Source organism: Cupriavidus sp. 05L310, from assembly GCF_056398185.1.
In genome coordinates this window covers 19773-43625 of record NZ_JBFTOX010000013.1, presented here as the reverse complement: position 1 = coordinate 43625, position 23853 = coordinate 19773, and the positions used below count along the sequence as shown (strand labels likewise).

24 protein-coding genes are annotated in these 23853 nt (G+C 66.8%); 14 read left to right on the top strand and 10 right to left on the bottom strand.

The window, feature by feature from the left end:
- Positions 1–91: 91 nt before the first annotated feature.
- A complete protein-coding gene (locus AC1DS6_RS11750; RefSeq protein WP_441626314.1) occupies positions 92–637 on the bottom strand; it encodes a cob(I)yrinic acid a,c-diamide adenosyltransferase in 546 nt (181 codons plus the stop codon).
- A gap of 242 nt (positions 638–879) precedes the next feature.
- On the opposite strand from AC1DS6_RS11750, the gene AC1DS6_RS11745 reads away from it, so the two are divergent.
- The 12 genes from AC1DS6_RS11745 (at position 880) to AC1DS6_RS11690 (ending at position 12217) form a co-directional block, all read left to right on the top strand.
- A complete protein-coding gene (locus tag AC1DS6_RS11745) occupies positions 880–2298 on the top strand; it encodes an FAD-binding oxidoreductase (RefSeq protein WP_441626312.1) in 1419 nt (472 codons plus the stop codon).
- A gap of 13 nt (positions 2299–2311) precedes the next feature.
- A complete protein-coding gene (locus AC1DS6_RS11740; protein WP_045237607.1) occupies positions 2312–3202 on the top strand; it encodes a LysR substrate-binding domain-containing protein in 891 nt (296 codons plus the stop codon).
- 61 nt (positions 3203–3263) lie between these two features.
- Positions 3264–4064, top strand: a complete 801-nt coding sequence (locus AC1DS6_RS11735) for a hypothetical protein (RefSeq protein WP_441626310.1) — start codon at positions 3264–3266, stop codon at positions 4062–4064.
- Positions 4061–4591, top strand: coding sequence for a GNAT family N-acetyltransferase (locus tag AC1DS6_RS11730; protein WP_441626308.1), 531 nt, complete (start codon positions 4061–4063; stop codon positions 4589–4591). The genes AC1DS6_RS11735 and AC1DS6_RS11730 overlap by 4 nt, the downstream gene beginning before the upstream one ends.
- Before the next feature lie 260 nt (positions 4592–4851).
- The gene (locus AC1DS6_RS11725) at positions 4852–6345 is read left to right on the top strand and encodes an FAD-linked oxidase C-terminal domain-containing protein (RefSeq protein WP_035867456.1); all 1494 of its coding nucleotides are present in this window, start codon (positions 4852–4854) and stop codon (positions 6343–6345) included.
- Between the two features lie 2 nt (positions 6346–6347).
- The gene (locus AC1DS6_RS11720; protein ID WP_441626306.1) at positions 6348–7295 is read left to right on the top strand and encodes an ion transporter; all 948 of its coding nucleotides are present in this window, start codon (positions 6348–6350) and stop codon (positions 7293–7295) included.
- A gap of 30 nt (positions 7296–7325) precedes the next feature.
- Positions 7326–8441, top strand: coding sequence for a glycolate oxidase subunit GlcE (gene glcE / locus AC1DS6_RS11715; RefSeq protein ID WP_441626304.1), 1116 nt, complete (start codon positions 7326–7328; stop codon positions 8439–8441).
- A gap of 55 nt (positions 8442–8496) precedes the next feature.
- A complete protein-coding gene (glcF, locus tag AC1DS6_RS11710; protein WP_441626302.1) occupies positions 8497–9753 on the top strand; it encodes a glycolate oxidase subunit GlcF in 1257 nt (418 codons plus the stop codon).
- Between the two features lie 174 nt (positions 9754–9927).
- Entirely contained in the window at positions 9928–10311 is a 384-nt protein-coding gene (locus AC1DS6_RS11705; RefSeq protein WP_035867463.1) for a CidA/LrgA family protein, read from the top strand.
- Positions 10308–11033 carry an LrgB family protein gene (locus tag AC1DS6_RS11700; protein ID WP_081862229.1) on the top strand — a complete coding sequence of 242 codons (726 nt, stop codon included), beginning with the start codon at positions 10308–10310 and terminating at the stop codon, positions 11031–11033. The genes AC1DS6_RS11705 and AC1DS6_RS11700 overlap by 4 nt, the downstream gene beginning before the upstream one ends.
- Before the next feature lie 74 nt (positions 11034–11107).
- Positions 11108–11473 (top strand): VOC family protein, encoded by a 366-nt coding sequence (locus AC1DS6_RS11695; RefSeq protein WP_441626299.1) that lies wholly within the window; start codon positions 11108–11110, stop codon positions 11471–11473.
- A 54-nt stretch (positions 11474–11527) separates the two neighbouring features.
- Positions 11528–12217, top strand: a complete 690-nt coding sequence (locus tag AC1DS6_RS11690) for a helix-turn-helix transcriptional regulator (protein WP_045237600.1) — start codon at positions 11528–11530, stop codon at positions 12215–12217.
- A 10-nt stretch (positions 12218–12227) separates the two neighbouring features.
- Here AC1DS6_RS11690 and AC1DS6_RS11685 read toward each other — a convergent pair whose 3' ends face one another.
- The 3 genes from AC1DS6_RS11685 to AC1DS6_RS11675 all read right to left on the bottom strand — a co-directional run bounded on the left by AC1DS6_RS11685 (position 12228) and on the right by AC1DS6_RS11675 (position 15018).
- Entirely contained in the window at positions 12228–12719 is a 492-nt protein-coding gene (locus AC1DS6_RS11685; protein WP_477102527.1) for a glutathione peroxidase, read from the bottom strand.
- Positions 12720–12800: 81 nt separating this feature from the next.
- Positions 12801–13940, bottom strand: coding sequence for a PilT/PilU family type 4a pilus ATPase (locus AC1DS6_RS11680; RefSeq protein ID WP_441626295.1), 1140 nt, complete (start codon positions 13938–13940; stop codon positions 12801–12803).
- A gap of 34 nt (positions 13941–13974) precedes the next feature.
- Complete coding sequence (locus AC1DS6_RS11675) at positions 13975–15018, bottom strand: type IV pilus twitching motility protein PilT (protein ID WP_035867472.1); 1044 nt, start codon at positions 15016–15018, stop codon at positions 13975–13977.
- A gap of 63 nt (positions 15019–15081) precedes the next feature.
- Here AC1DS6_RS11675 and AC1DS6_RS11670 point away from each other — a divergent pair, with 63 nt between their 5' ends.
- Complete coding sequence (locus AC1DS6_RS11670) at positions 15082–15849, top strand: YggS family pyridoxal phosphate-dependent enzyme (RefSeq protein WP_477102526.1); 768 nt, start codon at positions 15082–15084, stop codon at positions 15847–15849.
- A gap of 47 nt (positions 15850–15896) precedes the next feature.
- Positions 15897–16721: a pyrroline-5-carboxylate reductase gene (proC, locus tag AC1DS6_RS11665; protein ID WP_441626291.1), complete on the top strand. Its 825-nt coding sequence runs from the start codon at positions 15897–15899 to the stop codon at positions 16719–16721.
- A gap of 45 nt (positions 16722–16766) precedes the next feature.
- On the opposite strand, the gene ubiA is transcribed toward proC, so the two are convergent.
- The 6 genes from ubiA to recG all read right to left on the bottom strand — a co-directional run bounded on the left by ubiA (position 16767) and on the right by recG (position 23794).
- Positions 16767–17624: a 4-hydroxybenzoate octaprenyltransferase gene (gene ubiA / locus AC1DS6_RS11660; protein WP_045237594.1), complete on the bottom strand. Its 858-nt coding sequence runs from the start codon at positions 17622–17624 to the stop codon at positions 16767–16769.
- 130 nt (positions 17625–17754) lie between these two features.
- Positions 17755–18240, bottom strand: coding sequence for a Dps family protein (locus AC1DS6_RS11655; RefSeq protein WP_035867478.1), 486 nt, complete (start codon positions 18238–18240; stop codon positions 17755–17757).
- A 78-nt stretch (positions 18241–18318) separates the two neighbouring features.
- On the bottom strand, positions 18319–18531 hold the full coding sequence (locus AC1DS6_RS11650) for a hypothetical protein (RefSeq protein WP_441626288.1): 213 nt from the start codon (positions 18529–18531) through the stop codon (positions 18319–18321).
- Positions 18532–18599: 68 nt separating this feature from the next.
- Positions 18600–20045: a catalase gene (locus AC1DS6_RS11645; protein WP_441626286.1), complete on the bottom strand. Its 1446-nt coding sequence runs from the start codon at positions 20043–20045 to the stop codon at positions 18600–18602.
- Positions 20046–20506: 461 nt separating this feature from the next.
- Complete coding sequence (locus AC1DS6_RS11640) at positions 20507–21460, bottom strand: LysR substrate-binding domain-containing protein (protein ID WP_035867485.1); 954 nt, start codon at positions 21458–21460, stop codon at positions 20507–20509.
- A gap of 126 nt (positions 21461–21586) precedes the next feature.
- Entirely contained in the window at positions 21587–23794 is a 2208-nt protein-coding gene (recG, locus tag AC1DS6_RS11635) for an ATP-dependent DNA helicase RecG (protein ID WP_441626283.1), read from the bottom strand.
- Between the last annotated feature and the right edge of the window lie 59 nt (positions 23795–23853).

The window sequence follows — 23853 nt, the reverse complement described above, 5'->3', positions numbered from 1 at the left end:
CCGGCCAAGTTGAGGGGCGTTCCGGGACGTTGCGCGACGGCCGGGCTTTTTGTGCTCTTTGGATCACCAAAAATCGAGGCTACCTTGATGGCTAGCGGCCCCGCTGCCACAAGACATCGCTGCCCCCGCCCGCCCGGTTGAGCACGCGCGCCAGCACGAACAACAGGTCGGAGAGCCGGTTCAGGTACTGGCGCGGCGCCTCGTTCAGCGCCTCCTGCGCGCCCAGCGCCACCAGCGCCCGCTCGGCACGCCGGCAAACCGTGCGGCATACGTGCGCCACCGCCGCGGCGCGGCTGCCGCCCGGCAGGATGAACTCGGCCAGGCGCGGCAGGCCGGCGTTGTAGTGGGCCAGCCATTCGTCGAGCTGCAGCACCTGCTCGGGCTTGACCAGCTCATAGCCGGGGATGGACAGCTCGCCGCCGAGATCGAACAGGTCGTGCTGGATATGCAGCAAGGCCGAGCGGACGTCTTCGGGCAGCGCCTCGGTGAGCAGCACGCCGAGATTCGAATTGAGCTCGTCGACATCGCCGATGGCGGCGATGCGCAGGCTGTCCTTGCTGGTACGGCTGCCGTCGCCGAGCCCGGTGGTGCCGGCGTCTCCGGTGCGGGTGGCGATCTTGGTCAGGCGGTTGCCCATGCGGGTCTCCGGCGTTGGCGAATCTTGCATTATGGCGCGCTTCTGGTCGGCGACGGGAGAACCCGCGATACCTCTCAAGTGGCCGTTGCGGCGCCCCGGCAACGACCCAGGCCGGGGGGCGGCGTAGAATAACGGGATTCGCTTGAAACGCTACCGGGTGCAAGCGCAGGCACCGTTGCGCGCGGCTACGAAAAAGCCGCCGCCGCACGGCATCCAGCCACTTCAGCCCCGCCGGAGACGCCATGAACCATCCCCTTTCCCACGCCACGCTGGTGCGCCAACCCCTGCCCGCCGCCGTGCGCGACGCCCTGCAGGCCCGCTTCGGCGAACGCTTCTCCACCTCGCCCGGCGTGTGCGACCACCACGGGCGCGATGAGTCGCCCTTCCCGCCGGCGGCGCCGGACGGCGTGGTGTTCGCCCGTACCACCGAGGAAGTGGCCGAGGTGGCCCACCTGTGCAACGCGCACCGCGTGCCGCTGATCGCCTACGGCGCCGGCTCCTCGCTCGAAGGCCACCTGCTGGCGGTGGCGGGCGGCATCAGCCTGGACCTGTCGCAGATGAACCGGGTGCTGTCGGTACAGGCCGAGGACCTCAACGTGACGGTGCAACCGGGCGTGACCCGCAAGCAGCTCAATCAGGAAATCAAGGACAGCGGCCTGTTCTTCCCGATCGACCCGGGCGCCGATGCCTCGCTGGGCGGCATGTGCGCCACGCGCGCCTCGGGGACCAATGCGGTGCGCTACGGCACCATGCGCGAGAACGTGCTGGCGCTGACCGTGGTGACCGCCGACGGCCGCATCATCAAGACCGGCACCCATGCGCGCAAATCTTCGGCCGGCTACGACCTGACGCGCCTGATGATTGGCAGCGAAGGCACCCTGGGCATCATTACCGAAGTGACGGTGCGGCTGTATCCGCAGCCCGAAGCCATCTCGGCTGCCATCTGCGCCTTTCCCAGCATGGGCAGCGCGGTGCAGGCGACCATCGACACCATCCAATTGGGCGTGCCCGTGGCGCGCGTGGAATTCGTCGACGCGCTGGCCATCCGCGCCATCAACCGGCACGACAACCTGTCCATGCCGGAGATGCCGCACCTGTTCTTCGAATTCCACGGCACCGAGGCCGGCGTCAAGGAACAGGCCGAGACCGTGCAGCAGATTGCCGCCGAGCACGGCGGCCAGGGCTTCGAGTGGGCCACGCGGCCCGAAGACCGCAGCCGGCTGTGGAACGCGCGTCATACCGCCTACTTCGCCATGCTGCAGCTCAAGCCGGGCTGCCGGGCGGTGACCACCGACGTCTGCGTGCCGATCTCCCGGCTGGCCGATTGCGTGACCGAGACCGAGCGCGACCTGAACGCATCCAGCCTGCCCTGCCCCATCGTGGGCCATGTGGGCGACGGCAATTTCCACGTGGCGATCCTGACCGATCCCGAAAAGCCCGAGGAACTGGCCGAAGCCGAGACCATCAACCGGCGCATCGTGGAGCGCGCGCTGGCGATGGGCGGTACCTGCACGGGCGAGCATGGCGTGGGCCTGCACAAGATGGATTTCCTGGTCAGCGAGCACGGCGAGGACGCGCTGGACCTGATGCGCGCCATCAAGAACGCGCTCGATCCCAACCACATCCTCAACCCGGGCAAGATCTTCCGCGCGGTGCGCTGAGGACCGGCGCGGCATGGCTTCCGTGTTCAACCGCGTTCCGCCGCTGCACCTGCTGATCGCGTTCGAGGCCGCCGCCCGGCTGGGCAGCTTCGCGCGCGCGGCCGAGGAGCTGTCGGTCACACCCAGCGCGGTATCGCACCGGATCAAGAACCTCGAGGAATTGTGGGCCGAGGATCTGTTCGTGCGCTCCAATGCCGCGCTGCGGCTGACCGCGTCGGGCACGCGCTACCTGCGCAATGTGCAGGACGCCCTCAAGTCGCTCAACGAACTGGCCCGGCCGGAGTACAACAAGCAGCGCACCCGGCTGCGCGTGGCGATCCCGCCCACCTTCGGCCGCCAGCACCTGGTGCCGCGCCTGCCCGAGTTCACGGCGCTGTATCCGCATATCGACACTGAGTTGCACCTGGCCATTCCGTTCCTCGACGTGAAGGCGGAAGACACCGATGTGGAAATCCGCTATGGCACCGGACGCTATCCCGACCTGAAAACCACCAAGCTGCTGGTCGAGCCTGTGTTCCCGGCGTGCGGGCGCGAGTACTACGAGCGCATCGATGGCCGCGCCATCACCAGGCCCGAGCACCTGCACAACCTGGTGCTGCTGCGCAGCCCGCTGGAGCCGTGGAAGCCCTGGTTCGAAACCGCCGGACTGGACTGGCCCGAGCCGCAGACCGGCCCGCAGTTCAACGATATCGGCCTGATGCTGGAGGCCATCGCTTCCAACCAGGGCGTGGCCCTGGTGCGCCAGCGCATGGCCCGGCACTGGCTTTCGCTGGGCCAGATGGTGCGGCTGCTGGATATCGAGTCGGTGTCGCCGCACGGCTACTACATCGTCGAGCGCGAACAGGCGCCGCTCAAGCCGGAGGCTAGGTACTTCGTCGACTGGCTGCTGGGCCTGGACTGGTAGCGCCCGAACTGCAACAGAAACCAAATAAGACAGAAACCCGGATGAAAGAGGATCCTCGCCCATGCTCGCCCTGAAGTTGCTGCTGGTGCCCGCCTTCATCGCCTGCATCTCCGTGGCGGGCAAGCGCTGGGGACCGGCCGTGGCCGGCTGGCTGGCCGGCCTGCCCGTGGTGGTTGGCCCGATTCTTTTCCTGCTGGCGCTGGAACGCGGTGCGCCTTTCGCCGCTGCGGCGGCCACCAGCGCCCTTTGCGCGGTATTCGCCTCGGTTGCGTTCAGCCTCGCCTATGCCTGGAGTTGCCGCCGGCACGGCTGGCCGCTGGCGCTGGCGGCGGCGCTGGCTGCCTGGCTGGCCGCCGTGGCACTGCTTGGCTGGCGGCCCTTCTCACCGTTCGCTGCGCTGGCGCTGGCGCTGGCGCTGGCCACGCTGTTCATTTGCCCATCCCTCTTCCCGCCGCCGGGTGCCGCCGCCCGCGCTGCGGGCATATCGCGCACAGGTCTGCTGGTCCGCATGCTGGCCGGCGCCGGCCTTACGCTCGCGGTGACGACCTTGTCCGCATCGATCGGATCCACGTGGAGCGGACTGCTGGCGCTCTTTCCAGTCCTTGGCATCGTGCTCTCGGTATTCTCGCACCGGGCGGCCGGCCCGGACTTTGTTGTCGCGTTGCTGACGTCGATGGCCGGCGGATTGTTTTCCCTTGTCGCCTTTTGCTTCACCCTGGCCGTGCTGTTGCCGCGAAGCACCATCGCCATCGCCTTTGCCACAGCCATCCTCGCGACCGCCGCGACCCAATGGGCCGTGAAAGCGGTCGGGGACAGACGTGCCAGGAAACAGCCCGGGATTGCCGAACAGGAGACCGCATGATGCCCACGCAGATCCGCCTGCTTACCCCCGCCGATGCCGGAGCTTTCCAGGCGTTGCGCCTGGAAGGCCTGCTGGAGGCGCCCGCCGCCTTCGGCTCCAGCTTTGAGGATGAGCGCGAATTGCCACTGGCCACCATCGCCGGCCGGCTGGCGGCGACGCCCGGAAAGGCCGTGATCGGCGCCTTCGAGCACGGCGATGGGGCCGCCGCGCTGGCCGGCGTGGTCGGCGTCATGCGCGAGGACAAGGTCAAGCAGCGCCACAAGGCCTTTGTCTGGGGCATGTATGTGGCGCCGGCCTATCGCGGCCGGCGCCTTGGCCGGCAGCTGATGGCGCAGGCACTGGCCGTTGCCGCCGCCATGCCGGACCTGCGCCAGGTCACGCTGAGCGTCACCGCCGCCAACGCGCCCGCGATCGCGCTCTACGAATCGATGGGCTTCCGGCGCTACGGCGTCGAGCCCCAGGCGCTCTATGTGGCACCGGATTATCACGACAATCTGGAAATGGTGCACATGCTGGCGCCGCGCTGATGGCGCGCCGAGAAAAAAGAGCCCCATTACCGCCTTGCATCGCGCCGGTGCTAAGCTGGATTTGAACTGGCCCGGCCGCCGCGCCACGCCCCGCATGGCACGCTCCGGCCCAACGCCGTCATGAGCGATTTTGATCGGCCTGCCATGCGGAATTCACGTCGCCATGAGGTTTCGCAGCCACCAGGCTGCGCTATAGTCCTTGCTCCCCACCCGCTTGCGCCCTGCCATGGCGGACGCCCGCGGCCATTACAGGAGTTGCCATGAACGCCCCGCACGAAGTCTCTCTGGTCGCCGACGACGCGCGCCGCAACGCGCTGCTCGAAGGCCTGGCGAAAATCCTGCCCGATGCGGCCCTGTTGTGGAAGCCCGAAGACACCGTGCCCTACGAGTGCGACGGCCTGGCGGCCTACCGCCAGATCCCGCTGGCCGTGGCACTGCCCGATAACGAGGAACAGGTCTGCGCGATCCTGCGCCTGTGCCACTCGCTGCAGGTGCCGGTGGTGCCGCGCGGCGCCGGCACCAGCCTTTCGGGCGGGGCCATGCCGATCGCCACCGGCCTGGTGCTGTCGCTGGCCAAGTTCAAGCGCATCGTCACCGTGGATGCACGCTCGCGCACGGCGGTGGTCCAGCCCGGCGTGCGCAATCTCGCTATCTCCGAGGCCGCCGCGCAGTACAACCTGTACTACGCGCCCGACCCCTCGTCCCAGATTGCCTGCACCATCGGCGGCAACGTCAGCGAGAACTCGGGCGGCGTGCATTGCCTCAAGTACGGCCTGACGGTACACAACGTGCTGCGCGTGCGCGCCGTGACGATGGAGGGCGAAGTGGTGGAATTCGGCTCCGAAGCGCCCGACGCGCCGGGGCTGGACCTGCTGGCCGCCGTGATCGGCTCCGAAGGCATGCTGGCGGTGGTGACCGAAGTGACCGTCAAGCTGATCCCCAAGCCGCAGCTGGCACAGGTGATCATGGCCAGCTTCGATGACGTGGCCAAGGGCGGCAATGCGGTGGCCGACGTGATCGGCGCCGGCATCATCCCCGCCGGGCTGGAAATGATGGACAAGCCCGCTACCGCCGCGGTCGAGGAATTCGTGCGCGCCGGCTATGACCTCGATGCGGCCGCCATCCTGTTGTGCGAATCCGATGGTACGCCGGAAGAAGTGGCCGAGGAAGTGGAACGCATGAGCGAGGTGCTGCGCGCCTCCGGCGCCAGCCGCATCCAGGTGTCGCAGAGCGAGGCCGAGCGGCTGCGCTTCTGGAGCGGGCGCAAGAACGCCTTCCCCGCGGCCGGGCGCATCTCGCCGGATTACTACTGCATGGACGGCACCATCCCGCGCAAGCATATCGGCACGCTGCTCAAGCGCATCGAGGAGATGGAGCGCAAGTACGGCCTGCGCTGCATGAACGTGTTCCATGCCGGCGACGGCAATATGCATCCGCTGATCCTCTTCGATGGCGCCGACCAGGACGAATGGCACCGCGCCGAGCTGTTCGGCTCCGACATCCTGGAGAGCTGCGTGGAACTGGGCGGCACCGTCACCGGCGAGCATGGCGTGGGCGTGGAGAAACTCAACTCCATGTGCGTGCAGTTCTCGCCGGAAGAGCGCGAGCTGTTCTTCGGCGTCAAGGCCGCCTTCGACCCGGCACGGCTGCTCAATCCCGACAAGGCCATCCCCACGCTGGCGCGCTGCGCCGAGTACGGCCGCATGCATGTGAAACGCGGGCTGCTGCCGCACCCCGAACTGCCACGCTTCTGAACATGCCAGGTCAAAACGCCACGCAGCGCGCCCACAGCAGCGCGCAGACCCGCCAGCGCCTGGGCAAGCCCGAATCGGGCTGGCGCGAGCGCTGGTACACCATCATTTTCGAAGCTGACACGCGCTACGGCCGCCTGTTTGATATCACCCTGCTGGTAGCCATCGTCGCCAGCGTGCTGATCGTCGTGTTCGACAGCCTGCCGGCGATCAGCCTGCGGCTGGGCCGGATATTCACCGTGCTGGAATGGCTGTTCACGCTGCTGTTCACCGCCGAGTATGTGATGCGCATCCTGGTGGTGCGGCGTCCCTTGCGCTATGTGTTCAGCTTCTTCGGCGTGGTCGACTTCCTGTCGATCATCCCGACCTGGCTCGCCTTCTTCGTGCCGGAGCTGGCCTTCCTGATCGACGTGCGCCTGCTGCGGCTGCTGCGCGTGTTCCGGATTCTCAAGCTGACGGTGTACTTCGAAGAAGCGCAGATCCTGTATCGCGCGCTGGCCAACAGCCGGCGCAAGATCTTCGTCTTCCTCGGCACCGTGTTCATCATCACCGTGATCCTTGGTACGGTGATGTACGTGGTGGAAGGCCCGCAGCACGGCTTCACCAGCATCCCAGTGAGCATGTACTGGGCGGTGGTGACGCTGACCACCACGGGTTTCGGCGACATGGTGCCCAAGACCCCGCTGGGCCAGTTCATCACCTCGCTGACCATCCTGCTGGGCTACGGCATCATCGCCTTCCCGACCGGCATCGTCGGCGCGGAGCTGGCCGCGAGCATCATGAAGCGGCCGCTGACAACGCGCACCTGCAACCATTGCCTGACTGAAGGGCACGATCCCGACGCCGTCTACTGCAAGCACTGCGGCAGTGCATTGCCGCATTACCAGAACGAGAGCGAGCACGCGCAGATCGCGCCCGGCGCGCCGCCGGACCGCCCGTCTTCCTCCGCCTGATCTCATTCACGCCAACCTCAGCCAGCCACCATGCCAGCCGACCTGCAAGCCACCCTCACCGCATTTCGCGACGCCATCCGGCACGCCACCGACACGCGCGCGCCGCTGCGCCTGCGGGGCGGCGGCAGCAAGGACTTCTACGGGCAGCAATTGCAGGGGGAAGTGCTCGACACGCGCGCCTATAGCGGCATCGTCGATTACGACCCGCCCGAACTGGTCATCACCGCGCGCTGCGGCACGCCGCTGGCGGAGATCGAGGCGGCGCTGGCGGAGCGGCGCCAGATGCTGGCGTTCGAGCCACCGCATTTCAGCACGGGCGCCAGTGGCGGCGACGTGGCAACCCTGGGCGGCGCGGTGGCCGCGGGCCTGTCCGGCCCGCGCCGGCAGGCGGTCGGCGCGCTGCGCGATTTCGTGCTGGGCACGCAGGTGATGGACGGCCGCGGCGACATCCTGAATTTCGGCGGCCAGGTGATGAAGAACGTGGCCGGCTACGACGTATCGCGCCTGATGTCGGGATCGCTCGGCACGCTGGGGCTGATCCTGGAAGTCTCGCTCAAGGTCCTGCCGATGCCATTCGACGACGCCACGCTGCGCTTTGCGCTGGGCGAGGCCGAGGCGCTGGACCGTCTCAACCAATGGGGCGGCCAGCCGCTGCCGATTGCCGCTTCGGCGTGGCACGACGGCGTGCTGCACCTGCGCCTGTCAGGTGCGGCCGCGGCGCTGCGTGCCGCCCGCGCGCGGCTTGGCGGCGAAGCCGTGGAACCCGGCGAAGCCGATGCGCTGTGGCGCGCGCTGCGCGAGCAAGGCCATCCCTTCTTCGCCCCGGTGCAAGCCGGCCGGGCCCTGTGGCGCATTGCCGTGCCCACCACCGCGGCGCCGTTGGCGCTGCCCGGCGGGCAACTGATCGAATGGGGCGGCGGCCAGCGCTGGTGGCTGGGCGGCGCCGATAGCGCCGCCGACGGCACCATCGTGCGCGCCGCCGCGAAGGCCGCCGGCGGCCACGCCACGCTGTTCCGCAACGGCGACAAGTCGGTGGGCGTGTTCACGCCGCTTTCGGCGCCGCTGGCCGCCATCCACCAGCGCCTCAAGGCCAGCTTCGACCCCGCCCGCATCTTCAACCCGCAGCGCATGTACGCCGGCCTCTGAGCCACGCGTCACGCCCTTCCGATCCCCAGCCAAGGCACCAGAGAGTCCCCGAACCATGCAAACCACCCTGGCCGAATTCCTGCGCGACACGCCCGATGGCGAAGAAGCCAAGTCCATCGTCGGCAAATGCGTGCATTGCGGCTTCTGCACCGCGACCTGTCCCACCTACCAATTGCTCGGCGACGAACTGGACGGGCCGCGCGGCCGTATCTACCTGATGAAGCAGGTGCTCGAGGGCCAGCCCGTCACGGAAAGCACACGCCTGCACCTGGACCGCTGCCTGACCTGCCGCAACTGCGAATCGACCTGCCCTTCGGGTGTGAAGTACGGCAGGCTGGTCGACATCGGCCGCAAGGTCGTCGATGACCGTCTCGAAGCGCAAGGCATCCAGCGCCCCGCGCGCGAGCGGTTCGCGCGTTGGGCGCTGCGCGAGAGCATGACCCGGCCCGCGCTGTTCGGGCCGGCCATGCGCCTGGGCCAGCGTTTTCGCCCGCTGCTGCCGCAGGCCCTGCGCAACAAGGTGCCGCAGCCGGTGGATGCCGGCACCTGGCCGCGCAACACGCATGCGCGCAAGATGCTGTTGCTCGACGGTTGCGTGCAGCCATCGATGTCGCCCAACATCAATGCCGCCACGGCCCGCGTGTTCGACCGCCTCGGCGTGCAGCTTGTCGTGGCGCGCGAGGCCGGCTGTTGCGGCGCGGTGCGCTATCACACCGGCGACCACGACGGCGGCCTCGACAATATGCGGCGCAATATCGACGCCTGGTGGCCGGCGGTGCAAGCGGGCGCCGAGGCCATCGTGATGACGGCGTCGGGCTGCGGCGTGATGGTCAAGGAGTACGGGCACCTGCTGCGCAACGATGCGCGCTATGCGGAGCGCGCGCGCCAGATCTCGGCGCTGACCAAGGATCTGTCGGAGTTGCTGCCGGATTTCTCCGACACACTGCAAGCCCTCGCCACCGAGGCACGGGAGGGCAAGAGCGGCAACGGCCAGCGGGTCGCCTACCACCCGCCCTGCACGCTACAGCACGGCCAGCAGATCCGCGGCAAGGTGGAGACGTTGCTGACCGGCCTGGGCGTGGATGTCAAGCTCTGCGCCGACAGCCACTTGTGCTGCGGCTCTGCGGGCACGTATTCGGTGCTGCAGCCGGAGTTGTCGTACCGCTTGCGGGATGAAAAACTCGCCAACCTGCAGGCTTCGGGGCCGCAGGCCATTGTCTCGGCGAATATCGGCTGCATCACGCATCTGCAAAGCGGCACCGGAACGCCGGTGATGCACTGGATCGAACTGGTGGACCGGATGTTGGGGTAAGTGGCCGGAAGCCTGGGACGAAGCTGACCGGCTGCGCCCACGGCGTCTGGCACAGCGCTGGCCGTCGCGCCTTCCCGCGCAAGCGGGAGAGGGGCGCAAACCCGCTGCCAGAAGAGGCCACTACGAGTTACCATGCGAGGGCTCCAATCCCGGCTGTCCGCGCCCCGCTCTCACATGCTTCAAACCTTTGCCATCCTCCTGGTTTTCCAATCCGTCGGGGAGGCGCTCAGCTACGCCCTGAGCCTGCCCGTGCCAGGCCCGGTGATCGGCATGATCCTGCTGTTCGGCTGGCTCACCTTCGACGACCGGCTGCTGCCGGTGATCCAGGGCACCACGTCCGAACTGCTCAAGCACCTGTCGCTGCTGTTCGTGCCGGCCGGCGTGGGCATCATGGTGCATGCGCATCGCATCGGCGGGGAATGGATGCCGATCGTGGTGGCGCTGGTGCTCTCCACGTGGCTTGCGATCGCTACCACGGCGCTGGTGGCGCGTGCCCTGATGGGCAAGGCGAGGCCGCCCGAGGCCGCCGCACCCGCGGCGCCGGGAGAACAGGCATGATGACGCCGCGCCTCAACGAGATCTGGGTCTACCTGGCCGCCAGCCCGCTACTGGGGCTGACCGCCACGCTGCTGGCCTATGTATTCGCCTTCCGCGTCTACGAACGCGCGCGTTTTTCGCCGCTGGCCAATCCCGTGATGATCGCGGTAGCCATCCTGGTCACGCTGCTGACGGTGACCGGCACGCCTTACAAGACGTATTTCGACGGCGCGCAGTTCGTCCACTTCCTGCTCGGGCCGGCCACCGTCGCGCTGGCGGTGCCGCTCTACATGCAACTGCCCAAGCTGCGCCGGCACGTGCTGCCGCTGCTGGGCGGACTGCTGGCCGGCTCGCTGGTGGCGGTGGTATCCGCCGTGGGCATCGCCTGGCTGCTGGGCGCGTCGCCCGAGACGATGCGCTCGCTCGCGCCCAAGTCGGTCACGATCCCCATCGCCATGGGCGTGGCCGAGAAGATCGGCGGCCTGCCCTCGCTCACCGCCGTGCTGGTGATGGGTACGGGCATCATCGGCGCGGTCAGCGCCACCAAGCTGCTCAACCTGTTGCGCATTTCCGACTACACCGTGCGCGGCTTCGCCACCGGCGTGGCGGCGCACGGCATCGGCACCGCGCGCGCCTTCCAGGTCAACCAGGAGGCCGGCGCGTTCGCCGCGCTCGGCATGGGCCTGAACGGCGTGCTGACCGCCGTGATGGTGCCGATGCTGGCGGCGTGGATGCCGCGCTGATCCCTGCTGACAGGACGTTGTCAGTAGCCCCCGCGCATGATCCATCCCTCCAACACCTCCCGAGAGAGACCATCATGAGCGGACTGATCAACTGGCTTGAAATCCCCGTCACCGATATGCAGCGCGCGATCCGGTTCTACGAACAGGTCTTCGAAACCACCCTCAAGCGCGAGACCATGGCGCAAATCGACATGGCTGTCTTTGCCAGCCATGAGCCTGGCGGCGCACTGGTGGCCGGCGAAGGCTTCCGGCCATCGGCCGATGGCTGTCTGCCCTACCTGCACGCGGCGCAACTCACGGCACTGCTGGCGCGCGTGCAGGCCGCCGGCGGCAAGACGGTATTCGGCCCGCTGCAACTGCCCGGCGATATCGGCCATATTGCGCATATCATCGACAGCGAAGGCAACCGCGTGGGCCTGCACCAGCCCCTGGCCGGCTAGGCGATGGCCGCGACCGTTTTGCCGATATCCGCTTAGAACCAAGATGAAACCTCGATGAGCCGCCGTGCCGACCGCCTTTTCCAGATTGTCCAGGTACTACGCGGGCGCCGCCTGACCACGGCGGCGCTGCTGGCGCAGCGGCTCGGGGTGTCCGAGCGCACGGTGTACCGGGATATCCAGGCACTGTCGCTGTCGGGCGTGCCGGTCGAGGGCGAAGCGGGCATTGGCTACCGGTTGCGGGCCGACTATGACGTCCCTCCGCTGATGTTCACCGCGATTGAAGTCGAAGCGCTGGTGGCCGGGCTGCGGCTGCTCAAGGCCTGGGGCGGCGGCGCGCTGGCCGCCGCGGCCGATCCCGCGCTGGAGAAACTGGTGGCGGCGCTGCCGCCGGCGCGGCGTCATGCGGCGCAGCAAAGCCGCGTGTTCGCCCCGGAATTCGTCAATCATCCGCAGGTGCGCGACGCCTTTGACGTGGTGCACGGCGCCATGAACGCGCAGCGCCTGCTGCGCCTGGACTACACCGACGCGCAACAGCGCGCTACCGACCGCATCGTGCAGCCGCTGGGCCTGTTCTTCTGGGGCAATAGCTGGCTGCTGGCCGCGTGGTGCACCACGCGCACCGACTACCGCAGCTTCCGGCTGGACCGCTGCCGCGGCATCGTCATGCTGGACGAACGCTTCCACGAAACGCCGGACCGCTCGCTCAACGGCTTCCTGCGCGCAGTGCAGCAGACCAGCGGCTAGCCGCCGCGGACTAGGCCGGCTCGGCCAGCAGCTTCTCGATGTCGCCCTTGATGTCCTCGGGCTTGGTGGTCGGCGCGTAGCGCTTGAACACCGTGCCATCGCGGCGCAGCAGGAACTTGGTGAAATTCCACTTGATTGCTTCCAGGCCGAGCACGCCCGGCTTCTCGGAAGTCAGCCAGCGATACAGCGGATGCGCGTTGGCGCCATTGACGTCGATCTTGCCGAACATCGGGAAGGTGACGTGAAAGCGCGACTCGCAGAACTGGCCGATCTGCGCGGCGTCGCCCGGCTCCTGCTTGCCGAACTGGTTGCAGGGAAAACCCAGCACTTCCAGGCCGCTTTGCGCGAACTGCTCCTGCAGTGCCTGCAGGCCGGCGTATTGGGGCGTGAAGCCGCACTCGCTGGCGGTATTCACGATCAGCAGCACCTTGCCGCTGAATTGCGACAGCGGTACCGGCTGGCCGGCAAGGGAACTGGCTTCGAACTGGTAGACGTTGCTCATGGCGGGCTCCTCTCATGGCGCGGCGGGGTGCCGGCGGCGCGGACAGTGTACTAGAGCCGCAAGCGCCGCGCTGGCGGCAGATCAGATCACATTCAGATGTTCGGTGCCGGCGCCGAGGTCGGTCTCGCGGTCCATGGTGCCGTGCAGCTTGATCATCAGCCGCAGGTCGTTGAGCGAGTCGGCGTTGCGCAGCGCGTCTTCGTAGCTGATCTTGCCGGCCTCGTACAGGTCGAACAACGCCTGGTCGAACGAGACCATCCCCTGCTCGCGCGATTTCTTGATGACTTCCTTCAACGCGTGGATCTCGCCCTTAAAGATCAGGTCGGCCACCAGCGGCGTGCCGATCATGATTTCCACCGCTGGCACGCGGCCCTTCTGCCCCTTGCGCGGCAACAGCCGCTGCGACACCATCGCCTTCAGGTTGAGCGACAGGTCGATCAGCAACTGCTGGCGCTTTTCCTCGGGGAAGAAATTGACCACACGGTCGATGGCCTGGTTGGCGTTGTTGGCGTGCAGCGTGGCCAGGCACAGGTGGCCCGTTTCCGCATACTGCATCGCGTATTCCATGGTTTCGCGATCGCGGATTTCGCCGATCAGGATCACGTCGGGTGCCTGGCGCAGGGTGTTCTTCAGGGCCACGTGCCAGGACTCGGTATCGATGCCGACCTCGCGCTGCGTGACGATGCAGTTCTGGTGCGCGTGCACGTATTCGATCGGGTCCTCGATGGTGATGATGTGGCCGTAGGAATGCGCGTTGCGATGGTCGAGCATGGCCGCCAACGAAGTCGACTTGCCCGAGCCGGTGGCACCGGTAACGATCACCAGGCCGCGCTTGGACATCACGATGTCATGCAGCGCCTGCGGCAGGTCAAGATCTTCCACCGAGGGAATGCGCGTATTGATGGTACGCACCACCATGCCCGCCTTGCCCTGCTGGATAAAGGCCGAGACCCGGAAGCGCCCGGCATTGGACGCGGAGATGGCAAAGTTGCACTCGCGGCTGCCCTCGAACTCGCCCGCCTGGCGCTCATTCATGATCGAGCGCACCAGCCCGAGCGCCTGGGTGGGATTGAGCGGCTGCTGCGACACCGGCGTGATCTTGCCGTCGACCTTGATCGCGGGCGGAAAATCCGCGGTGATGAACAGGTCCGAGCCGCGGTTGCCGACCATCAGCACAAGCAGGTCGTTGATGTACTTGGCGGCGGATTCTCGATCGAGCATGGCGTTGTCCTGGTTTGGATGCGGCGGACTCGCCTCAGCCCGTGAAGGAATCGGGGTTCTTGGCGGTGGCGCGTGCGTCGTTGTAGCTGATCAGCCCGCGCTTGATCAGGTCCGACAGGCACTGGTCCAGCGTCTGCATGCCAAGCCCACTGCTGGTCTGCATCATCGAGTACATCTGCGCGATCTTGTTCTCGCGAATCAGATGGCGGATCGCCGGCGTGGCGATCATGATCTCGTGCGCCGCGGTACGGCCATTGCCGTCACGCGTCTTGAGCAGCGTTTGCGAGATCACCGCTTCGAGCGACTCCGACAGCATGGTGCGCACCATGTCTTTCTCTTCGGGCGGGAACACGTCGACGATCCGGTCGATGGTCTTGGCTGCCGAACTGGTATGCAGCGTGGCAAATACCAGGTGGCCGGTTTCCGCGGCGGTCAGCGCCAGCCGGATGGTTTCCAGGTCGCGCAGTTCGCCCACCAGCACCACGTCGGGATCCTCGCGCAAGGCGGAGCGCAGCGCGTTGGCGAAGGAGTGCGTGTGCGGCCCCAGCTCGCGCTGGTTGATCAGGCTCTTCTTGGACGTGTGCACGAACTCGATCGGGTCTTCCACGGTGAGGATGTGGCCCATGTCGTGATCGTTGCGGTGGTCCACCATCGCCGCCAGCGTGGTGGACTTGCCTGAACCGGTCGGGCCGGTCACCAGCACCAGGCCGCGCGGCTTCATGCAGAGGTCGGCGAATACCGCCGGCGCGCGCAGGTCTTCCAGCGTCAGAACCTTGGAGGGAATGGTCCGGAACACCGCGGCCGCCCCGCGCTGCGTATTGTATGCATTGACCCGGAAGCGCGAGAGGCCGGAGATCTCGAAGGAGAAATCGATTTCCAGCCGCTCTTCATACTGCTTGCGCTGGGTGTCGCTCATGATGTCGTACACGAGGGCGTGGACATCCTTGTGGCCCATCGCCGCTACGTTGATGCGGCGCATGTCGCCGTGGATACGCACCATCGGCGGCATGTCTGCCGAGAGATGGAGATCGGACGCCTTGTTCTTGACGGCGAAAGCTAATAGCTGCGCGATGTCCATCTATAATGACCCCACCCTATTATTGTCGTACTTTGTTGTACTTCTTGATATGTTCGCCGGATTATGTCTGTAATCGCCGCCAACTTGCAAGCCGTCAACCGGCGCATCGCGGCAGCCGCACAACAGGCCGGGCGACCGGCCGGTGAAGTCGCGCTTCTGGCGGTTTCCAAGACCTTCCCCGCCGCCGACGTACGGGCTGCCTTCGATGCGGGCCAGCGCGCCTTTGGCGAGAACTACGTACAGGAAGGCCTGGACAAGATCGCCCGGCTTGCCGACCTGCGCGGCGAGTTGTGCTGGCATTTCATCGGCCCCCTGCAAAGCAACAAGACACGTGCCGTGGCCGAGCATTTCGACTGGGTCCACGCCATCGACCGCCTGCGCATCGCCGAGCGCCTGTCGGCGCAGCGGCCCGCCGGCATGGCGCCGCTGCAAGTTTGCCTGCAGGTCAATATCAGCGGAGAAGCCAGCAAGAGCGGCGTGACGCCCGACGAAGTGCCGGTGCTGGCGCGCGCCGTGGCGGCACTGCCCGGCCTGCGGCTGCGCGGCCTGATGGCGATTCCCGAAGCCGTTGCCGAGGTAGCGGCCCAGCGCCGGCCCTTCGCCGCGCTGCGCGCGCTGCTCGATGCCCTGCGCGCGGACGGGCTGGACGTGGACACGTTGTCGATGGGCATGTCTGCCGACATGGAAGCCGCCATTGCCGAGGGCGCCACCCTGGTGCGCATCGGCACCGCCATTTTCGGCGCGCGCGACTATGCCGCAGCGCCTGCATCCGGGGCCGCCGAGACAGCCTCTGCTGCGACAACGCCCGCAGCGCCCATTACGCACGGCTAGAACGCCGGCATCACTTCTTCCCAGAACACTCCCTGCAAGAGACACCCATGCTCAACACCCTCACCTTTGGCTTCCTTGGCGGCGGCAATATGGCCACGGCCCTGATCGGCGGCCTGATCGCCCGGGGCGTGCCGGCCACTTCGATCCGCGTGGTCGATCCTTTCGAGGAAGCCCAGGCGCGCCTGCGGCGCGACCTGGGGGTGCATGCCGCAGGCGCGCCGGATGCGGCCTTCGGCGCCAGCGATGTGCTCGTGCTGGCGGTCAAGCCGCAGCAGTTCCGCGACGCGGCGGCATCTTTGCTGCCGTACCTGGGCGACAACCTGATCGTCAGCGTGGCGGCTGGCATCCGCCTGGCCGATATGCAGCGCTGGTTTGGCGGCCGCACCCGCCTGGTGCGCGCCATGCCGAACACGCCGGCGCTGGCCGGCATGGGCATGACCGGCCTGGCCGCCGTGCCCGGCCTGGCGCAGCGGGACCGCGAGATTGCCGGCGCGCTGGCTGAAGCCGTGGGTAAATGCGAGTGGGTGGAAGGCGACGCGCAGATCGACGCGGTCACCGCCATCTCCGGCAGCGGCCCGGCCTATGTCTTTTATTTCATCGAAGCGATGGAAAAAGCCGCCTCGGAACTCGGCCTCACCGCCAGCCAGGGACGCGCGCTGGCGGTGGAAACCTTCCGCGGCGCGGCGGTGCTGGCGGCGCAGTCCGAGGAGCCTGTCAGCCTGTTGCGCGAGCGCGTGACGTCCAAGGGCGGTACGACATATGCGGCGCTCACCGCGATGCAAACCGCCGGCATCGGCGAGGCTTTCGTCAAAGCGATGCATGCCGCCGCGGCGCGGGCTACGGAGATGGGGGCGGAGTTCGGGAAGGACTGACGTTTTTTCAGGCACGACGGCATAGGGAGCGCCCGCCCACTCCCCTCAACGCAGCGCGTATGCCACCGCCGTTCCGGCAAACACACAAGCTCCCAGCCAGTTGTTGTGCCGGAACGCGGCGAAGCAGCGCATGCGATCGCGATCGCGAATCAGCGTGTAGTGATACAGCGCGCATCCCGCCGCGGCTGCCAGCCCAAGCCAGTATGGCCAGCCCAGTCCGAACTGCGCGCCAGCCCAAGCCATCAGCCCAAGAAACACCGCATAGCAAATCATGATGGCGGCCACATCGAAGCGCCCGAACGTGATGGCCGAAGTCTTCATGCCCAGTAGCAGATCGTCATCCCGGTCCACCATGGCATAAGCGGTGTCGTAGGCCACCGCCCAGAACACATTGGCCAGCAGCATCACCCATGCCACGGCGGGCACATGGTCCTGGACCGCGGCGAACGTCATCGGGATGCCGAAGCCGAAGGCAATGCCGAGGTAGGCCTGCGGGATGGCAAAGAAGCGCTTGAAGAACGGATAGGTGCCGGCCAGCACCGCGGCCACCACCGCCAGCCACTTGGTCAGCGCATTGAGCGGCGTGATCAACGCGAAGGCCGCGAGCGCCAGCACCACCGCCACCATCACCGCTTCCCAAGCCGCGATCTTGCCGGCAGTCAACGGCCGTTCCTTGGTCCGCTTCACATGCTTGTCGAAGTCGCGGTCGGCCCAGTCGTTCATCGCGCAACCGGCCGATCGCATCAGGAAGGTACCGACAAAGAAGATCCAAAACAAGTGCCACGCCGGCGGCCCGCCCGTGGCCATCCACAATGCCCACAGCGTGGGCCACAGCAGCAGCAGCGTGCCGATGGGCTTGTCGATGCGCACCAGGCGCGCGTACAGGGCTAAGCGTTCAAACATGGTAGTGGCCCGCGTACCTCGGTACGGGGCAAGGCAAGGACAATAAACGAAAAACGCGCCGCGTCCCGGCCAGGGCGCGGCGCGCATGGCCGGCAGCACATCGTGCCGCCGGCGGCGTCGATTCAGGCCATCAGGCCAGCATCGAGCGCAGCATCCACGCGGTCTTTTCGTGCGTCTGCATGCGCTGGGTCAGCAGGTCGGCCGAGGGTTCGTCGCCTGCCGCATCGATCACCGGGAACAGCGAGCGCGCGGTGCGCACCACGGCCTCCTGGCCTTCGACCAGCTTGCGGATCATCTCGGTGGCTTCGGGCACGCCCTCTTCCTCGGGGATCGACGACAGGCGGGCGTATTCCTTGTAGGTGCCCGGTGCCGGGTAGCCCAGCGCGCGGATACGCTCCGCGATGGAGTCGACGGCCAACGCCAGTTCGGTGTACTGCGTCTCGAACATCAGGTGCAGCGTGTTGAACATCGGACCCGTCACGTTCCAGTGAAAGTTATGGGTCTTGAGATAAAGCGTGTAGGTATCCGCCAGCAACTTGGACAGGCCTTCCGCGATCTTCTTGCGCTCTTTGTCGGAAATGCCGATATTCACGCTCATCTCATTCTTCTTTGCCATGATAGGTACGCTCCAGTCTGGGGGTGGCCACAGTGACTGCCGCGCCTGGCGACGCGGCACAACCCGCACATTATGGCATCACCGGGTAAATCCGGACAAACTCGTGGCCGCGTCCAGGAACATCGGGACAGCACCCAGGGCGATCACCGCCAGCCCGATTTCCGTGCGCCACAGCTTGCGCTGCAGGCGCGCCGCGTCGCCGCCGCGGGAGCCGTCGCCAGCGTCTTGCTGCACTTGCCGCACTTGCCGCATTTGCTGCAACTCACCGATGAACATGCTGAACATAGCCATGATGCTTCTCCTTGCCTGGTGCATCGGGTGGCGCCGCTGGCGCGGGACCACCCGATGCCCTTGCTGCCTTACTTCAGGTTGAGGGCGCGCCTGACGCCTTCGCCGTAGGCCGGATCGGCCTTGGTGAAGTGCTCCAGTTGCACCCGCACGATCTCTTCCGGCACCCCTTGCATGGCTGCCGCGATGTTCGAGAACAGCTGCTGGCGCTGGCCCTCATTGAACAGGCGGAACAGCGCGCCCGGCTGGCTGTAATAGTCGGTGTCCACACGGTGGTCCCAACGGTCCGCCGCGCCATCCACGGCTAGCGGCGGCTCGGCGGCGCGCTCGCTGGCGGCGTAGGCGCCCTCGCGGTTGGGCTCGTAGTTGAGCTTGCCGCCCTGGTTGCCGTCCACGCGCATCGCGCCGTCGCGGTGGAACGTATTGTGGAACGGGCACTTGGGCGCGTTCACCGGAATCTGGTTGTGGTTCACGCCCAGGCGATAGCGCTGCGTGTCGCCATATGAGAACAGCCGGCCCTGCAGCATCTTGTCGGGCGAGAAGCCGATGCCCGGCACCACGTTGGACGGGTTCATCGCCACCTGCTCCACTTCGGCGAAGTAATTGTCCGGGTTGCGGTTAAGCTCCAGCACGCCGACGTCGATCAGCGGATAGTCCTTGTGTGGCCACACCTTGGTCAGGTCGAACGGGTTGATGTGGTACTTGGCCGCATCGGCTTCGGGCATGACCTGCACGCGCACATTCCAGCGCGGGAAGTTACCCTTTTCGATGTTCTCGAACAGGTCGCGCTGCGCGCTTTCGCGATCGCCCGCCACCACCTTGGCGGCTTCCTCGTTGGTCCAGTTGGCAATGCCCTGCTGCGACTTGAAGTGGAACTTCACCCAGAAGCGTTCGTTGGCTGCGTTGAGAAACGAAAAGGTATGCGAGCCAAAGCCATGGATCTGGCGATAGTTCTGCGGCAGGCCACGGTCGCTCATCAGGATGGTGACCTGGTGCAGCGATTCAGGGTGGCGCGACCAGAAGTCCCACACCGCGATGGGGTCGCGCAGGTTGGTGCGCGGATTGCGTTTCTGCGTGTGGATGAAATCGGGGAACTTCAGCGGATCGCGCACGAAGAACACCGGCGTGTTGTTGCCAACCACGTCCCAGTTGCCTTCGTCCGTGTAGAACTTGACCGAGAAACCGCGCACATCGCGCTCGGCATCGGCCGCGCCGCGCTCGCCCGCCACCGTGGAAAAACGGATGAAGATCGGCGTCTGCTTGCCGACGCTGCCGAACACCGATGCCTTGGTGAAGCGCGTGATGTCATGCGTGACGGTAAAGGTGCCGTGGGCGCCTGAGCCCTTGGCGTGCACGCGCCGCTCGGGAATCACCTCGCGGTCGAAGTGGGCGAGCTTTTCCAGGAACCACACGTCCTGAAGCAGCATCGGGCCGCGCGGGCCGGCGGTCAGCGAGTTCTGGTTGTCGGCAACCGGGGCGCCGGCGGCGGTGGTGAGAGTGTCCTTGTCCTTGCTCATCTTGACCTCTTTTCGTGGGGTAAATCGGGAGTTGGGCTGGGGCGGGAGTTGGGAACCGCCGGGTTATTTCAGTACACCGTGGCGTAACTGGCAAGACAGTCGGCCACACAGCTCGCCAGCGCGCCCAGGATGTCTCCCGCGGCGACAGGGCTGACTGGGTTGGGATCCGTGCCGGTCATGTACGACTCCTTGTGGGTAACCGCGCGCAGTGCGCCGATACAGGAAGTGTACGGATTAACTATCGAATAAAAAATTCAATTATTTCTAACTATGGAATAGAGCATGCCTATTTCCCGCGCACGCCAGCATGGCACACGGCAAAGGCACAGTGAAGTTACAAAAATCGACGGCGGAAAAAAACGGAGGTGGGCAAAGATGGGCGATGACGCTGCCAGCGACTGCGCGCTGGCAGCATGGCATGACCGATCCCCGGCGCGAGGACGGGCAGCCAGCGGGGCAGGTCAGGCCGCCTTGGCCAGTTCCTTGGCAGCCAGCATGCTGACCCCGGGCAGGTCGCAGGCGGTCACGGCGCGGCGCAGCGCTTCCATGGCGGGCAGCCGGGTAAAGCTCTTGCGCCAGGCCAGGACCACGCGCCGGTCGGGCACCGGGTCGGTGAAGGGCACGTAAGCCAACAGGTCGTTCTTGCCGGACTTGAGATCCGGTACTGACGTGCGCGGCAGCACAGTGATGCCGACACCACTTGCCACCATATGCCGGATGGTTTCCAGCGAGGAACCTTCAAAGGTCTTCTGGATGCCGTCGGCCGCCTGGGAAAAGCGCGACAACTCGGGGCACACGCCCAGCACCTGGTCACGGAAGCAGTGCCCGCTACCCAGGAGCAGCATGGTCTGCTGCTTCAGTTCGTCGGGGTCAACATGGCTGGCGTTTTCCAGATGGTGACCGCGCGGCACCGCTACCACGAAGGGCTCGTCGTACAGCGGCTGCACGGTCAGGCCGGAATCGGCGAAGGGTTCGGCCATGATGGCGCAGTCGATCTCGCCTTGCTTGAGCAACTCGATCAGCTTGACCGTGTAGTTCTCCTGCAGCATCAGCGGCATCTGCGGCACGGTTTGGATCATTTCCTTGACCAGCGCGGGCAGCAGGTAGGGCCCGATGGTGTAAATCACGCCGAGGCGCAACGGCCCGGCCAGCGGGTCCTTGCCCTGCTTGGCGATCTCGCGGATGGCCATGGTCTGCTCCAGCACGCGCTGGGCCTGCGCCACGATCTGCTCACCGATCGGCGTCACCGAGACCTCGGAAGTGCCTCGCTCGAAGATCTGCACGTTGAGTTCGTCTTCCAGCTTCTTGATGGCCACCGACAACGTCGGCTGCGACACGAAGCAGGCTTCGGCCGCCCGGCCGAAATGGCGCTCGCGCGCCACGGCGACGATGTACTTGAGTTCGGTGAGCGTCATGACTTATCAATTTCCATTAGGCGATAGATTTTACCTTCGATTCGGGGTTCTGTCAGAGATGAAGGGCAATGCGGCGCAGGCGATACTTGCCGCCGCGCGCCCATGCGAAGCATGCTGCCCTTTGCCTCAGGCCTTCAGGAAATGCTCCCTGCCGCCCAGCCAGCGCAGCAGGTGCGCCTCCACCGCCTCCGGATAGCGGGTCAGCATCAGTTCCGCCGCCTCCTGGGCATAGTCGACCAGCCAGGCGTCGGTGTTGAGATCGGCGAAGCGCAGCATCGCCTCGCCGGACTGGCGCGCGCCGAGGAACTCGCCGGGGCCGCGTATCTGCAGGTCGCGCCTGGCAATCTCGAAGCCGTCGGTGGTCTCGCGCATGGTCGCCAGGCGCTCGCGCCCGGTGGGCGACAGCGGCGCCTGGTACATCAGCAGGCAGACCGATTCCGCGCTGCCCCGCCCCACCCGGCCGCGCAACTGGTGCAGCTGCGCCAGGCCGAATCGCTCGGCGTGCTCGATCACCATCAGCGAGGCGTTTGGCACGTCCACCCCCACCTCGATCACGGTGGTGGCTACCAGCACCTGCAGGCGGTTGGCCGTGAAGTCTTCCATCACGGCAGCCTTATCCGCCGGCGGCAAGCGCCCGTGCACCAGACCTACCTTGAGCTCCGGCAAGGCGGCCACCAGGGTCTCGTAGGTTTCCACGGCGGTCTGCAACTGCAGCGCCTCGCTCTCTTCAATCAGCGGGCACACCCAGTAGACCTGCCGGCCATCGGCGGCGGCATGGTGCACGCGCTCGATCACCTCGTCGCGGCGCGCGTCGTTGACCAGCCGCGTCACCACCGGGGTGCGGCCGGGCGGCAGCTCGTCGATCACCGAGACGTCGAGATCGGCGTAGTAAGTCATTGCCAGCGTGCGCGGGATCGGCGTGGCCGACATCATCAGCTGATGCGGCACGGTCTCGGCGGCCTTGCCGGCCTTGTCCGGCGGCGCTGCCGCATCGGGCTCCGCCTTGCCGCGCAGCGCCAGGCGCTGGGCCACGCCGAAGCGATGCTGCTCATCCACCACCGACAAACCCAGGCGCGCAAACTTGACGCTGTCCTGGATCAGCGCGTGGGTGCCGATGGCCAGTTTGGCTTCGCCGGACTCGACCTGCGCCGCCGCCTCGCGCTTGGCGCGCGCCTTCAGGCTGCCGGCCAGCCACACCACGGTCACGCCAAGCGGCTCCAGCCACGCGGAAAGCTTGCGGTAGTGCTGCTCGGCCAGGATTTCAGTGGGCGCCATCAGCGCGGCCTGGTAGCCGGCGTCGATGGCCTGGCAGGCCGCCAGCGCCGCGACAATGGTCTTGCCGCTGCCGACGTCGCCCTGCAGGAGTCGGTGCATCGGATGGGGCGCGCCCATGTCCCTGGCGATCTCTTCCACCACGCGCTGCTGGGCGCCGGTCAGCTTGAACGGCAGCGCCGCCAGGAAGGCCGTCAGCAGGCCGCCGGCGCGGCGCGGCATGGGCGGCGCGCTCTTGTCGCGCCGCGCCGCCTGGGAGCGCTTGAGCGAGAGTTGCTGCGCCAGCAGTTCGTCAAACTTGATGCGCTGCCAGGCCGGGTGCGAGCGCTCGATCAGCGCGGCTTCATCGACATCCTGCGGCGGCGAGTGCAGCAGGCGCAGACTATCCGGCAATGGCTGCAGCCTGAGCTGCGCGAGCGGACCTTTCAGGACCGGCAATGGCAGGGTCTCGGGCAGCGGCGTGCGCGAAAGCGCCCCGCCGATGGCCTTGCGCAAGTAGGTCTGCGGAATGCCCGCGGTACTCGGGTACACCGGCGTCAATCTATCGGGCAGCGCCTCGCCTGGCGTCACCGGGCGCACGGTGGGATGGACCATCTCCGCGCCGAAGAAGCCACCGCCGCGCAGTTCGCCGCGCACGCGCAGGCAGGTGCCTTCGGCCATCTGCTGGGCCTGGCTGCCGTAGAAATTCAGAAAGCGCAGCGTCAGCTCGCCGGTATCGTCGGCGATCTTGACCACCAGCTGGCGGCGCGGGCGGAAGCTCACCTCATTGGACGTGACCACGCCCTCGACCTGCACCGCCAGGCCCAGGCCCGCGCGGCGGATGGCATCGGCGATCGGCAGCAGCGTGGTCTCGTCCTCATAGCGCATCGGCAGGTGCAGCACCATGTCAACGTCGCGCTTGAGGCCAAGCTTATGCAAGCGCGCCATGGCCGAGGACGGCTTGCCGGCGGCACCTTTGGCGGCCCCCGGCCCCTTGCCCGGCCGGCCGGCCTTGTCCCCGGCGGGCGCCGCGGGCAGGCTGTCGGTGGTTTCCGGGATCGGGTCGGGAGCGGTTCCTGGCATCGGGCGGCGTGGCTACGGATTCGGGTCGGGGTTCATGCCTGGCGGCAAGGGAGGGTGGC